Source organism: Shimwellia blattae DSM 4481 = NBRC 105725, assembly GCF_000262305.1.
Classification (GTDB): Bacteria; Pseudomonadota; Gammaproteobacteria; order Enterobacterales; family Enterobacteriaceae; genus Shimwellia; species Shimwellia blattae.
This window is the reverse complement of sequence record NC_017910.1, coordinates 1,366,849-1,380,474: the sequence shown is the minus strand read 5'-3', so window position 1 is coordinate 1,380,474 and position 13,626 is coordinate 1,366,849. Positions and strand designations below refer to the sequence as shown.

14 protein-coding genes and 1 tRNA gene are annotated in these 13,626 nt (G+C 57.6%); 6 read left to right on the top strand and 9 right to left on the bottom strand.

Going from position 1 to position 13,626, the window contains the following annotated elements:
- The first annotated feature begins 54 nt into the window (after positions 1-54).
- Positions 55-1,815 (top strand): DNA repair helicase RadD, encoded by a 1,761-nt coding sequence (gene radD / locus EBL_RS06385; RefSeq protein ID WP_002439842.1) that lies wholly within the window; start codon positions 55-57, stop codon positions 1,813-1,815.
- 153 nt (positions 1,816-1,968) lie between these two features.
- Positions 1,969-2,253: a 50S ribosomal protein L25 gene (gene rplY / locus EBL_RS06380; protein ID WP_002439841.1), complete on the top strand. Its 285-nt coding sequence runs from the start codon at positions 1,969-1,971 to the stop codon at positions 2,251-2,253.
- Positions 2,254-2,334: 81 nt separating this feature from the next.
- On the opposite strand, the gene yejK is transcribed toward rplY, so the two are convergent.
- Positions 2,335-3,333 (bottom strand): nucleoid-associated protein YejK, encoded by a 999-nt coding sequence (gene yejK / locus EBL_RS06375; RefSeq protein ID WP_002439840.1) that lies wholly within the window; start codon positions 3,331-3,333, stop codon positions 2,335-2,337.
- A 136-nt stretch (positions 3,334-3,469) separates the two neighbouring features.
- On the opposite strand from yejK, the gene EBL_RS06370 reads away from it, so the two are divergent.
- The 3 genes from EBL_RS06370 (at position 3,470) to EBL_RS06360 (ending at position 5,630) form a co-directional block, all read left to right on the top strand.
- Positions 3,470-3,697, top strand: a complete 228-nt coding sequence (locus EBL_RS06370; protein ID WP_002439839.1) for a YejL family protein — start codon at positions 3,470-3,472, stop codon at positions 3,695-3,697.
- 19 nt (positions 3,698-3,716) lie between these two features.
- Positions 3,717-5,477, top strand: coding sequence for an LPS biosynthesis-modulating metalloenzyme YejM (gene yejM / locus EBL_RS06365; protein WP_002439838.1), 1,761 nt, complete (start codon positions 3,717-3,719; stop codon positions 5,475-5,477).
- 76 nt (positions 5,478-5,553) lie between these two features.
- Positions 5,554-5,630, top strand: a tRNA-Pro gene (locus tag EBL_RS06360).
- A gap of 75 nt (positions 5,631-5,705) precedes the next feature.
- On the opposite strand, the gene EBL_RS06355 is transcribed toward EBL_RS06360, so the two are convergent.
- The 5 genes from EBL_RS06355 to EBL_RS06335 all read right to left on the bottom strand — a co-directional run bounded on the left by EBL_RS06355 (position 5,706) and on the right by EBL_RS06335 (position 8,613).
- Positions 5,706-6,329 carry a hypothetical protein gene (locus tag EBL_RS06355; protein WP_014715932.1) on the bottom strand — a complete coding sequence of 208 codons (624 nt, stop codon included), beginning with the start codon at positions 6,327-6,329 and terminating at the stop codon, positions 5,706-5,708.
- Positions 6,326-6,751 carry a hypothetical protein gene (locus EBL_RS06350; RefSeq protein ID WP_002439836.1) on the bottom strand — a complete coding sequence of 142 codons (426 nt, stop codon included), beginning with the start codon at positions 6,749-6,751 and terminating at the stop codon, positions 6,326-6,328. The genes EBL_RS06355 and EBL_RS06350 overlap by 4 nt, the downstream gene beginning before the upstream one ends.
- A 204-nt stretch (positions 6,752-6,955) precedes the next feature.
- Entirely contained in the window at positions 6,956-8,137 is a 1,182-nt protein-coding gene (ampC, locus tag EBL_RS06345; protein WP_002439835.1) for a class C beta-lactamase, read from the bottom strand.
- Between the two features lie 72 nt (positions 8,138-8,209).
- The gene (ykgO, locus tag EBL_RS06340) at positions 8,210-8,350 is read right to left on the bottom strand and encodes a type B 50S ribosomal protein L36 (protein ID WP_002439834.1); all 141 of its coding nucleotides are present in this window, start codon (positions 8,348-8,350) and stop codon (positions 8,210-8,212) included.
- Positions 8,350-8,613 carry a type B 50S ribosomal protein L31 gene (locus tag EBL_RS06335; protein ID WP_002439833.1) on the bottom strand — a complete coding sequence of 88 codons (264 nt, stop codon included), beginning with the start codon at positions 8,611-8,613 and terminating at the stop codon, positions 8,350-8,352. The genes ykgO and EBL_RS06335 overlap by 1 nt, the downstream gene beginning before the upstream one ends.
- Before the next feature lie 392 nt (positions 8,614-9,005).
- On the opposite strand from EBL_RS06335, the gene EBL_RS06330 reads away from it, so the two are divergent.
- Entirely contained in the window at positions 9,006-9,587 is a 582-nt protein-coding gene (locus tag EBL_RS06330; protein WP_014715931.1) for a cell wall hydrolase, read from the top strand.
- A 59-nt stretch (positions 9,588-9,646) separates the two neighbouring features.
- On the opposite strand, the gene mgtE is transcribed toward EBL_RS06330, so the two are convergent.
- The 3 genes from mgtE to alkB all read right to left on the bottom strand — a co-directional run bounded on the left by mgtE (position 9,647) and on the right by alkB (position 13,616).
- Positions 9,647-11,083, bottom strand: a complete 1,437-nt coding sequence (mgtE, locus tag EBL_RS06325; RefSeq protein ID WP_002439831.1) for a magnesium transporter — start codon at positions 11,081-11,083, stop codon at positions 9,647-9,649.
- A gap of 158 nt (positions 11,084-11,241) precedes the next feature.
- Complete coding sequence (locus EBL_RS06320; RefSeq protein ID WP_002439830.1) at positions 11,242-12,888, bottom strand: multidrug ABC transporter permease/ATP-binding protein; 1,647 nt, start codon at positions 12,886-12,888, stop codon at positions 11,242-11,244.
- A gap of 77 nt (positions 12,889-12,965) precedes the next feature.
- Positions 12,966-13,616 (bottom strand): DNA oxidative demethylase AlkB, encoded by a 651-nt coding sequence (gene alkB, locus EBL_RS06315; protein ID WP_002439829.1) that lies wholly within the window; start codon positions 13,614-13,616, stop codon positions 12,966-12,968.
- Between the last annotated feature and the right edge of the window lie 10 nt (positions 13,617-13,626).

Below are 13,626 nucleotides of genomic sequence, written 5' to 3'. Positions count from 1 at the left end.
TTTCCGGCGGCTTCTGGCATAATACGCCGCTGAGTCCACCACATACCGGAAGCCATGTCCTTCACCCTACGCCCTTACCAGCAGGAAGCGGTAGATGCTACCGTGGGTTATTTTCGCACCCACGAGACCCCCGCCGTTATTGTTCTTCCCACCGGGGCCGGTAAAAGCCTGGTGATTGCCGAGCTGGCCCGCCTGGCCCGGGGGCGCGTGCTGGTGCTGGCCCACGTTAAAGAGCTGGTAGAGCAAAACCACGCCAAATACCTGGCGCTGGGGCTGGAGGCGGATATTTATGCCGCCGGGCTGGGGCGCAAAGAGAGCCAGGGGAAAGTGGTGTTCGGCAGCGTGCAGTCAGTGGCGCGCAATCCGCAGCACTTCGCCGGTGCCTTCTCGTTGCTGATTGTTGATGAGTGCCACCGCATCAGCGACGATAGCGACAGCCAGTACCAGCAGATCCTCAGCCATCTGCGCCAGCACAACCCCCGCCTGCGGCTGCTGGGGCTCACCGCCACCCCGTTCCGGCTGGGTAAAGGCTGGATTTACCAGTATCACTACCACGGTATGGTGCGCGGCGACGAGCGCGCCCTGTTCCGGGACTGCATCTACGAGCTGCCCCTGCGCTATATGATTAAGCACGGGTATCTGACCCCGCCAGAGCGCCTGGATATGCCGGTCGTGCAGTATGATTTCAGCCGCCTGCAGGCCCGGGAAAACGGCCTGTTCAGTGAGGCGGATCTCAACCGCGAGCTGCGCCAGCAGCAGCGTATTACCCCGCATATCATCAGCCAGATTGTGGAGTTTGCCCAAACGCGCCAGGGGGTGATGATCTTCGCCGCCACCGTGGAGCACGCCCGGGAAGTGACCGGCCTGCTGCCCGCCGCCAGCGCCGCGCTGATAACCGGCGACACGCCAGGGCCTGAGCGCGACCGGCTGATCACCGCCTTTAAAAACCGCGATTACCGCTACCTGGTTAATGTGGCGGTGCTGACCACCGGGTTCGACGCCCCCCATGTGGATCTGATAGCCATTCTGCGCCCTACCGAATCCGTGAGCCTGTATCAGCAGATTGTCGGGCGCGGGTTGCGCCTCTCCCCCGGGAAAACGGATTGTCTTATCCTCGACTACGCGGGTAACCCCCACGATCTCTATACCCCGGAAGTGGGCAGCCCGAAGGGCAAAAGTGACAACGTGCCGGTCCAGGTGTTTTGCCCGGCCTGCGGCTTTGCCAATACTTTCTGGGGGAAAACCACCGCCGATGGCACCATCACCGAACATTTTGGCCGCCGCTGCCAGGGCTGGTTTGAAGACGATGATGGCACCCGCGAGCAGTGCGATTACCGCTTCCGGTTTAAAAACTGCCCGGCCTGTAACGCCGAAAACGACATAGCCGCCCGCCGCTGCCACCAGTGTGACCAGGTGCTGGTGGATCCGGACGATATGCTAAAAGCAGCCCTGAAACTCAAAGATGCCCTGGTACTGCGCTGTAGCGGCATGACGCTACAGCCCGGAGAGGACAGTAAAGGCCCGTGGCTGAATGTGACCTACTATGATGAAGACGGCGCCGATGTCAGCGAGCGTTTTCGCCTGCAGTCACCGGCCCAGCGCACCGCCTTTGAGCTGCTGTTTTTGCGCCCCCACAGTAAGGCCCCCGGGGTGCCTCTGGTCTGGCATTCGGCCCGGGATATTGCCGCCCGCCCGGAGCTGCTGCGCCACCCGGATTTTGTCGTTGCCCGTAAGAAAGGGCATTTCTGGCAGGTGCGGGAAAAAATATTTGACTATCAGGGCCGCTACCGGCGCGCTAACGAGTTACGCGGTTAACCGGGAGGATGCAGAAATCCGCCCCCGGTGGCGCTTTTCGTTGCCCCGCCAGCACATTGCCGCTATAATGCCGCCCGCTCTTGCATCCGCAAGGCAGAAAACTTACCTGTTGCTGGGTCGCCTGTGACAGGCACTATTTATAGAGAGTTATCAATGTTTACTATCAATGCAGAAGTACGTAAAGCGCAGGGTAAGGGTGCGAGCCGCCGCCTGCGTGCAGCTAACAAGTTCCCGGCTATCGTTTATGGCGGTACTGAGGCACCTGTAGCTATCGAACTGGATCACGATCAGGTAATGAACATGCAGGCAAAACCTGAGTTCTACAATGAGCCGCTGACTCTGGTTATCGAAGGTAAAGAAGTTAAAGTTAAGCCTCAGGCTATCCAGCGTCACCCGTACAAGCCGAAACTGCAGCACATCGACTTCGTACGTGCTTAATCGCATGTGACACTGTCAGAAGAACGCCGCTTATGCGGCGTTTTTTTATGGCAGTAAAAACGGGCCTGCGCCCGTCTGAGATTATTTACTGCGCCGCTGTAGCTGATCGCGCAGGTTAGGCGGTGTGCCTTTGATGGTCAGCGTATCGGTTGCCGGATCCCAGAAAATACGCTCGCCCAGCAATAGCGCATCAAAATTAATGGTCAGCCCGCCGCCGCTTCCGGCATATTTGGTCAGCTGGCGCAGGGTGCTGCGGTCCGCCGGGAAGGTCTCTTCCAGCTCATAGCCCTGTGCGCTGGTAAACTCACTGAAACTCTGCTCACCAAACGTTGGCAGCTCACCGGATAACTCTTCCAGCGCGATCTCTTCCCCGGCCTGGAGTTGCTCATTACAGTAGCTGTAAACCTGCTGGCGTACGTTCTGGCGCTCGTTTTTGTCCAGTTGCGCCTCTGCGGTGAAGTCATCCACTGCCTGCAGCAGCCCCCGGTTCTGGGCTTTGGTATCCAGCCCTTCGCTGGCGCCGAGAAAATCCATAAAGAAATCGGCCACTTTGCGCCCTACCCGGCCTTTCAGGAAGGTCAGATACCGGCGCGACTCCGGGTTGGTTTCCCATTCAGTCAGATCGATGCGCGCCACAATATCCGCATGGTTGATATCCAGATAGTGGGTTGCGCTGATATCCAGCTCATCATTCACCCGCATACTGCTCAGATTATTCAGCACCGCCACCAGCAGATACTCCACCGCCAGATAGCGGTACTGGCAGAACAGCACTATCCCGCCGTCGGCAAAGGGGTATTTTGCCAGCTCATCCCGTAGCCGCCCGGTGGCCGCCCGGCTGAAGGCCAGAAAGTCATCCTCACCACTGCGGCATGCCCGCAGTGCCTGGGACAGTTCGCTCTCTTCGCTGAACACGCCATAGGCTTTGTTTTTGGCGCTGTATACCCGGTGCAGCTCAGCCATCATTTCAGTGACCGTGCCGTTTACCGGCAGTAATGACTCACGCAGAACCAGCTCCAGCTCTTGCTCACCGCGTTTTACTAATTGATGCAAAGCAATCTGGTCGATATCCAGACTCATGATAAACTCTCCTTCAGGGCGGGGCGGTATTCAACCACCACCGGCGGCTGTGTGCAACACCTGATAAAAATGCAGAAAAATATGCACTGCTACGGTAAGATATTGGCCTTTATTAAAATGAGTTGATAATCGATTTATGCCACAAACATCCCGTTACAGCGACGAGCGCGTTGAAGCGCTGTTAAGCGAACTGGCCAGCGTGCTGGAAAAACACAAAACCCCGGTTGATCTGTCATTGATGGTTCTGGGCAATATGGTGACTAACTTGATCAATTCCAGTATCGCACCGGCGCAGCGCCGTGCTCTGGCCCGCTCCTTTGCTGAAGCCCTGCAGTCTTCTGTTCACGAAGACAAAGCTCATTAAGGAATAGCGTAAAGACGTTATGGTGACCAACCGCCAGCACTATCGTGAAAAAGTCTCCCAGATGATCAGCTGGGGGCACTGGTTTGCGCTGTTTAATATTCTGCTTGCTATCGCTCTGGGAAGCCGCTACCTGCTGATTGCAGACTGGCCCACCACCCTGGCAGGCCGGATTTACTCGTGGCTGACCCTGGCGGGTCATTTCAGTTTTCTGGTCTTTGCTGCCTACATACTGGTGCTGTTCCCCCTCACCTTTGTGGTGAGATCCCAGCGGCTGATGCGCTTTTTGTCAGTGATATTTGCCACAACCGGGCAGACCTTACTGATTATCGACAGCGAAGTATTTACCCGTTTTCACCTCCACCTGAACCCGGTGGTCTGGGAGCTGGTCATCAACCCGGACAAGGGCGAAATGGCCCGGGACTGGCAGCTCATGTTTATCTGCGTGCCGGTGATTATGCTGGTGCAGTTGCTGGTGGCGAGCTGGAGCTGGCAAAAACTCCGCAGCCTGACCCGGCGGCGCAATTACGCCCGCCCGGTGGTGGCGCTCTTTATCCTGTCGTTCTTCGCCAGCCACATGATGTACATCATGGCGGATGCCAACTTCTACCGCCCGATAACCATGCAGCGCGCCAACCTGCCCCTCTCCTACCCGATGACGGCCCGCCGTTTCCTGGAGAAACACGGCCTGCTGAATGCGGACATTTACCAGCGTCGCCTGGTCGAACAGGGCAATCCGGATGCGGTCTCCGTCCAGTATCCGCTGAGTGAGCTCAGCTTCCGGGATCTCGGCGCCGGGTACAACGTGCTGCTGATTACCGTCGACGGGCTCAATTATTCACGCTTTACCGAGACCATGCCGGCCCTGGCCCGGTTTGCCAGCCAGAACGCCAGTTTTACTCAGCATATGAGCGCCGGTAACAATACCGATAACGGCATCTTTGGCCTGTTTTACGGTATCTCGCCCTCTTATATGGACGGCATTCTGGCCACCCGGACACCGGCTGCGCTGATAACCGGCCTGAATGAGCAGGGCTACCAGCTGGGGCTGTTTGCCTCTGACGGTTTCAGCAGCCCCCTGTACCGCCAGGCGCTGTTGTCGGACTTCTCGCTTCCGGGGCCCCGCAGCCAGTCAGACAGCGAGACCACCAGCCGCTGGCTCAACTGGTTTAACCGCTACTCCGGTGACGATAACCGCTGGTTCTCCTGGGTGGCGCTAAATGGCACCAATATCAGCCCCAGCCCGCAGGCTTATGATAACGCCTACGCAGCGGCGGCACGCGGCGTGGATAGCCAGATCCAGCGTCTGCTCACCCGGCTTGAAGAGAGCGGCCGGATGAATAACACCGTGGTGATTATTACCGCCGGGCATGGCCTGCCCACCCGGGCCCAGGCCGAAGAGAGCTTTGGCTGGGATCGCGCCCGTATCCAGGTACCGCTGGTTATTCACTGGCCGGGGGCCGGGGCGCAGCTGATCAGTAAACTTACGGACCACCAGGATGTAATGACCACCCTGATGCAGCGCCTGCTCCATGTGCAGACCGCGGCGGGTGAATACTCCCAGGGGGAAGATCTGTTCGCACCGGTGCGTAAGAACAACTGGGTAGTCAGCGCAGACAGCAATACTCTGGCGGTGACTACCCCCACGATGACGGTTGTGCTGGATAACAGCGGTAATTACCGGATGTATGACCTGCAGGGGCAGCGTATTCACGAAACCCGTCCGCATCTGGGGCTGCTGCTCCAGGTGCTGACCGATGAAAAACGCTTTATTGCTAACTGATTGATTATTTATAGCGCAATCAGTCAGCGGGGCTCTTGCATTCATTCGGGAAAACGGTATATTGCCTGCATCGCGTCGGCACGTAGCGCAGCCTGGTAGCGCACTGTCATGGGGTGTCAGGGGTCGGAGGTTCAAATCCTCTCGTGCCGACCAAATCATTCCACAAAAAACCCGCATTCTCTCTGAGTCTGCGGGTTTTTTGTTATCTGTGGTTCAGTGTGGCGTTATTCAGTAATGAAAACCTCCGCCGGAACGGCCACCGCCAACATGCTCCCCGCCCCCTAAGCCGTGAGCGCTGCGGCTACTGGCGGCGTTATTCGCGCCGTTGCCGGTCCCGTGTTCCGCGTGTCCACCGTCCCGGGCCTGAGCACTTCCCCCCTTCACCGGAGTATGAAACGCGCTGTTAAACGCCACCGCCACCTGAGTGTCGGCAGGCAGGGAGCCTGCGCTGACGATCCCCTGCGCCGTTTGCACTTTCGCCGACGGCGCAAGCGTAGCGGCCGCCACATTGATGGTCTCTGCCGGGTGGGTTTTCACCCCCGGCGTAATGGCCGCCATGCTACCGGTCACCGGGGTTTTCGCCGACAGCGACGGCGCCTGTGCCTGCTGCTCAGCGCTGCGCAGATCGGCATAGGCCTGCGCGCGGGCCGCCGCCGCACTATTCATCTGTGCTTCTGCCGCTGAGCCCACCACACCGGAGCCCGACCAGTGCGCTTCATTTTTATAGCTTCCTTCTGCGGCCGAATAGTTTCGCTCCGCATGGGCGACTGCCTCCCGCGCCTGTGACACATCCATCGCGTTAACAGAAAAAGAACAAGCCACAACAACACAGGCTGGAAATATTATTTTCATTTTGCATAGCCTTTAAAAACGTTGCTGGCATCCGTCACGGCGATTTTGCCGTTACGGTATACGATATAATTAAATAATCCCTGCTGATATACAGTGGCGTCTTTGGTTTTCTCTATTACCGCCGCCGGTTTTCCGTCTACGGTTAACCCGGTAGAGGTCATCACCAGTTTCATCCCTTCCCACTGCTTAACCTTCTTTGCTGCCTGGGCTTTTTGCGCCGGATACAGCGCCTGCGCATTCTCCATGGCCTGCTTTTCCGCCGCGGTATTTATCGCAGACTGGCGGTTTTGTTCAGCGATATAGCAGGCATCCCGGGATACGCCCTGAGCCTCGCACTCAGTCATGCGCTGAGCCGGTGAAGCACAACCCGCCAGCAGGGCGGAGCCAAGAACCGCCACAATCACTAAGTATTTAACATTCATCTATCATCACCATAAAATTATTAATACAGAGAAACTATTCAAAACAGATAAGTTTCTAACCGTAATTAACTTACCTCAGGATTATTTTTAGACGCGAATTAATTATTCTGGCCCGTGTATAAATCGCGACCACCGTTGATATACGTCAATTTCAGACTGTGCTAATTTTCATTCAAAAGTCATGATATATGCGAATAAAACAGCTCAGCGCGACGGCGACGGCGCCCCATCCAGCACCCCCCGGATAATCTGCCAGGCCGCCTGAATCCGTAGCGGATTGGGGTAGTTTTTATTTGCAAGGATAACCACCCCCACCTGCTCACGGGGAATAAACGCCACATATGTGCCAAAGCCATTTGTTGAGCCGGTTTTATGGACCCAGGATGCACTTACCGGGGGTTGCGGCGGCGTTATTTGCTGTACCGGCTGCGGCGCCAGCGCCACGCGGTTTTCACTGCCTTTCACCAGCACATCTTCAGCGACCGGCCAGTTGAGCATCTCCCAGCCCAGCCCCTGGTACATCTCCCCTGCCCGCCAGTAACGGCTCTGCGCCAGGCGGATCCCCTGTTGCAGGGTGGCATCCTGAACCTGCTCAGGGGCCATATTCGCCTCAACCCAGCGCGCCATATCAGCAACCGACGATTTAACACCGTAGCTTTCTGCATCCAGCATGCCGGGCGAAACCCGCAGCGGCCGGCCATCTTTATACCCCCAGGCATACCGGGCGGCCTCCTGTGCCGGCACACTCACCCGGCTGTGTTTTAGCCCCAGCGGGCGTAACACCCGCTGGTCCAGCAGTGCTGCAAATGACATGCCGGATGGCCGCGCCAGCAGCATGCCAAACAGGCCAATGCTGCTGTTAGCGTACAGCCGGGTCGTTCCCGGCGCCCACTGTGGCTGCCACTGGCGATAAAACGCCGCCAGCTGCGCCCGGGTGGTCACCGCATCCGGCACCTGGAGCGGCAGACCCCCTGCCGTATAGGTTGCCAGGTGCAGCAGCGTAATCCCCCGCCACCGGGGGCCATTCAGGGCGGTCCAGTATTTTCCGGCACAATCGTCCAGGGAAATGTCGCCACGCGCCACACTCTGCCCGCCAAGAACGCCGGTAAATGTTTTGCTGACCGAGCCCAGCTCAAAAAGGGTATCCGGGGTAACGGGCTGCCGGGTCGCCAGGGTGGCGTAACCCCAGGTGAACAGCTGCGTTTTTCCCTGGTAAATCACCGCCACCGCCATGCCGGGAATAGCCTGAGACTGGCGCAAAGGTTCGATGGTGTCATTCACCAGACGGGTAAGCTGTGGTGCAGAGAGTGCCGGTGCGGCCGCACAGGCTGCTGGCGCCAGGCCCAGCGCCAGCAGCAGAGAGAAACACGAGGTTATGGTTTTCATGGGTGGCGTAATATATCGCTGAAACAGAGCCTGAGTGTAACACAGCCGCTGCCGGCGATATGCGCCCGGTTCTTAGCGCTTCTTCTTGCGCCCCTGAACCGCCTTAAAACGGGGGTTGGATTTACAAATCACATATAAGCGCCCTTTGCGCCTTACCAGCTGGCAGTCACGGTGGCGCTGCTTTGCACTTTTCAGGGAATTAAGTACCTGCATTATTCACTCTCCTTTGCATCAAAAAAGCGCCCGTAGCGCTGCATAAACCGGGCGGAGCTCCCCTCTGTTTTACGGATCTTCTGCGCGCCGGTATAAAACGGGTGTGACGCAGAAGAGACATCCAGCGTCACGTAGGGGTATGTTTCACCGTCGAGGGTGATTTCACGCTCAGTAATGATGGTAGAACCGACTTTGAAATACTCATTGGCACTGGTGTCGTGAAACACCACTGTGCGGTAGTGCGGGTGGATGCCCTCTTTCATAACGCTATATCCTGTTTTCAGTTACCGGGTGCTTGTTATGTTATACCATAACAATTGCGCACTATACCGCCGCTGACCAGGGAAATGCAAGCCCCGCTGGCGCCTCCTGTCACCGGGGGACAAAAATTCACCAAAGGAGATAAAAAAACATAGCGTTACCGGCTAATAGCTGTTTTATTTTTCTGGATTTATTACTAGAATATTCTGACTTTATCGCGTTATTAATTCCCCCTGAAAACTATCCCCCTTATCAATAAACGTGCCGTATCAACGGATCATTACCGTTAATTACTTTTCCTTACCTGTAAATACACAAAATAACATTCTGGCCTTTACACTAGCGCTCCATGTTTAATTTAAACGCAACGGCCCTGATATGCCCTGAAGAGAAAATGAGAAAAATCACACCATTATTAATGTGCGTTGTGATTTCACTGTTTGCGACCTCTACCGCATGGAGTCAAACCAGCAGTCCGACAACAGAAAGTGAAATCACAAAGCACCTTGCCCAGGTGGCAACGGATCTTTATCTGACAGAACCCCAGCAGCTTGGCCTGTCAGACCAGGAAGAAAAAAACATTAACTGCATGATTGAAAACGTCTTTATGGAAGCGCGTGGTGAAGATAACCACGGTAAGCTGCTGGTGGCGAATGTGGTTATGAACCGCGTAAAGCACGATAACTGGCCATCAACCATTTGCGGTGTTGTGCACCAGCCCAGCCAGTTTTCCTGGACGGCCCATAAAAGCGGCCGCCAGACATTTAAGCGGGCAAAACGGAACATTACGCCGGAATATCGCAACGCCGTATCCACCGCCCTTTATGCCACGCTGTTTCAGGAAAAACCCGTCACCGACGCCACCTATTTTTACGCGCCGGCCGTGGTAAAAAACCCGCCTTCCTGGAGCCGCAGTAAGAAATTTAAACTGGTAGAAAAACACCAGAATCATTATTTCTTTAAACAGGTTAGCTGATTAAAAATATATTCCGCGCCGGGTGATCCGGTGCGGAATATATCGCAGGAAAAACAAGGCTACAGCAAAAAAATCGTCGCCAGACCAAGGAAGATAAAGAACCCGCCGGTGTCGGTGATCGCAGTGATCATCACGCTGGAGCCCACCGCCGGATCACGGCCAAATTTCACCATCCCCATAGGGATAATCACCCCCATGACCGCCGCCACCAGCAGATTAAGCACCATGGCCAGCGTCATCACCGCGCCGAGATCCGGATCCTGATACAGTAACCAGGTCACACAGCCCATGATCCCGCCCCAGACCAGGCCATTAACCAGCGCCACCCCCATTTCACGCAGGATCAGAAAGCGAAAGTTCCCCGGCTGGATCTGGTGCAGCGCCATCGCGCGCACAATCATGGTAATGGTCTGATTACCGGTATTACCGCCAATCCCGGCGACAATCGGCATCAGCGAGGCCAGCGCCACCAGCTGTGAAATGGTATGTTCAAAGCCATCTATCACCCGGGAGGCGATAAACGCAGTACACAGATTAATCGCCAGCCACGCCCAGCGGGTTTTGACCGCCCGGGTGACCGGGGCGAAGACATCCTCTTCGGCACTCAGCCCCCCCATGCGGCGCAGATCGTTTTCTGTCTCTTCAAAGACCACATCCACAATCTCATCTACCGTCAGGCGCCCCATCAGCTTACCGGCCTGATCAACCACGGCGGCACTCAGCAGGTTGTCGCGCTCAAAGGTACGGGCCGCCTGCTCGTCGCTGTCTTGCGGGGAGAAGGTCACCGGCGAGGATTCCATCACCTCACTGACCAGGTGCTGGCTGTCGTTAAGCAAAATGGTGCTGAGCCGCAGCTCCCCGTGGAGAACTTTGTCACGAGTGGTAACAAACAGTTTATCGGTGTTAACCGGCATCTTCCCCAGGCGGCGCAGATAGCGCTGCACCACCGACAGGGTGACATCCGGGCGCACGGTTATTACCTCAAACTCCATCAGCGAGCCAACGCTGTGCCGGTCGTAATGGATAACCTGGCGTACCCGCGCCCGCTCTCTGGCGGGCAGCGTTGCCATCAGACGCCCGAGCAGGTTGCGGGGCAGATGCTGGGCCAGGTAGAGCTGCTCGTCAATGTCCAGGGTGGAGAGCACATGGAGCAACGCCTTGTCGCTCATTTCGTCGATCAAATCTTCCCAGACGTTTTCGGAGGCCTCCACCAGCACTTTACCGCGCTTATCGTCGCCTATCAGGCTCCACAGGGCGTGGCGCTCCTCCGGGGGAAGGGATTCCAGGGTATCGGCCAGATCGGCCGCAGGCAGATGGCTTGCCAGCACCCCCACTTCGTCAATATCGCGTAACAGCTGATCCGGCGCCTGGCGTTCAGGCGCTGTCAGCTCTCCCAGCAGCGCAGAGGTTACCGCCCGGTCGGCAGACAACAAATACAGCAGGCGGGCGCGCTGATCCGCACGCTGCCGGGCACTATTTTTTGAGATAACAGACATCCGGTTTCTATCCATGCTCGCGTGATCCGGGCTGCCGCTGGCGGGCCCGTGAGTATGCTGCTCACTATAACGTGACCCCTGGTAAAAATAACAGGCTGTAAAATGAAGAATTTACCCCGGGCACGGATCGATAAGACTCATCCGCCCCGGGGATGGCATCAGCTACCGGTCCGGGCGACCGCATCCCGGGAGGCCAGCTCCCGCTCGTGGCCGGTCAGCTCAGAGAGCTGCCCCTGGCGCATCTCCAGCAGCCGGTCGGCGTGGATAAAATAGTGATCGTCATGGCTGATGGCGAAAATCGTTTTCCCCATCTGCTGCATCAGCGGCAGCAGCACCTGGTAAAACTCGCGCCGGAAGTGGGGATCCTGATCGGCGGCCCACTCATCAAGCAAGATAATGTCCCGCTGCTCTGCCATCGCCAGCAGCAGCGCCACGCGCTTTTTCTGGCCTTTGGACAGTTTAAGATTCAGGATTTGAGTGCCGTTCAGGGTGAGTTTCGAGTCCATCTGCAGGCGGGTCAGCCACTGGCTGACCAGTTGCGGATCCGCAGGCTCAGCCCCCGGCCCCAGCAGCTGGTCAAACAGGCAGACATCGGTAAACACGGCCGAAAAGTGCTGCCGGTAATGGTCAATATTGTGGCTGTCTACCGGTTTGCCATCCAGCAATATGGTGCCGCTGGCGGGCGGATACAGCCCGGTCAGCAGCATCGCCAGAGTGGATTTCCCGCTGCCGTTGCCGCCTATCAGAAACAGCAGCTCCCCGCGGCGGATAGTCAGGTTCAGGGGCCCGACGCTGAACGCATCGTCACCATAGCGGAACGTCACGTCCCGCAGTTCAAGGGTCTGCCACTGGTTGTGTTGCGCGCTCACCGGAAAGGCCGCCTGCCAGGGGGCAAGCCGGAACTGGTTGAGCTTATTGAAGGCCACCTGCGCGCTGAGCAGTGTCGGCAACGCCCCCACCGCAGACAGTAACGGGGTGCGCAGGAATAGCAGGGTTAATGAATAGGTGGCGGCAATGGTGGTATCGGCCCAGTTAAGGCCGTTTGCCATCCAGAACACCAGGCCAATGGCGCCCAGCATCATAATATTGGACCAGTTCACCGCGCTCAGGTGGTATGTGTCGGCGCGGATAATATTGTGCCGGTAGGCGGCGGCATCTGGCTGGTACACCTGGCGGTAAATGTACTCCGCCCGCTCCCGGTTGAGCATCAGCTCTTTGCGCCCTTCCAGCACGGTCTGGTAGTCCTGGTATAACCGCTCTTCCGTTTCACGCAGGGTCGCCATATGGCGGTACACCCGCTTGACCAGAATAAACCCGCCCCAGATGGTGACCGCGACCCAGGCGGCGGTCACCATCAGCATGTTTGGTGACAGCCACCCCAGATAGACCGCACAGCCGAGGGTCAGGATCCCCCCCTGTACCAGCTCCGGCAGGCGCACAAAGGCAATGGTGATGTTGCGGATATCACTGGTCAGCCCCGCCAGCAGCGCCGCGCTGCCCAGTTGTTCAATACGCCCGACCTGAGTATCCAGAATGCGCTTAATAAACTCACCGCGCAGCCGGTAAACAAAATGGTGGCCCAGGGTGGTCAGCGCCAGTTGCGAACCGAGGGTTACGGCCATCAGCACCAGCAGCAGGCCGAGAAACTCAGGCAGCACGCTCAGTGAAATATCCTGCGCCGCAATCAGGCGGCGGTTAATAAAGGCAATCAGCCCGATCCCCAGCCCGGCGCTGGCCAGGCTCAGCCCCATCACCATCAGAAACGGCCAGCGATACTGGCGAAACACTACACGTAAAAGCTCCATTCACCTTTAAACCCGCACAGAAAAATTACCCGGCAGTTTAATGGCCTGAGAAACATCAGCAAGAATAATTATTATTTTTATTCGTTTTTTCCACTCTGGCGCAGGGTCAGGTTATAGCGCACGCCCCCCACCAGCGGGTGCTCCCCGGGCCTGACCGGCATGATCCCGTGGTATGCCAGGCGCGCCGGGCCGCCCCACACCACCACATCGCAGTGCTCCAGCGGGATCTGGCGCACCGGATCCCGGCGGCTGAGCCCGCCGAATAAAAAGCGCGCCGTCAGCCCTAAAGAGACCGACACAATCGGCGCGCGGAGATCCCGCTCGTCTTTATCCTGGTGCAGCGCCATTCTGGCACCGGGCAGGTAGCGGTTAATCAGGCAGCTGTCCGGCATAAACCCGGGGAACCCGGCTGACTCCGCCGCCTGCTGCCCGAGGGTTAAAAAGGCAGGCGGCATGAGGGGCCAGGGTTGCAGATCCTGCGGATCCCGGGGCTGGTAGCGGTAACCCTGGCGATCGGTCACCCACCCCAGGGCGCCACAGCTGGTCATCGCCACGGACATGGTAAAGCCCCCCGGGGTCTGCATCTGGCGAAACGGTGCCCGGGCGGCAACCGCGTCAATACCGGCCAGCAGCTCCCGGGCACAGCCCCTGGCAAAACGCCGCAAAATCACCGCCCCGGGGGTGACTGGCTCAACCCAGGGCTCATCGTCAGGAAAGAGATCGGTCATACTGCCTCCC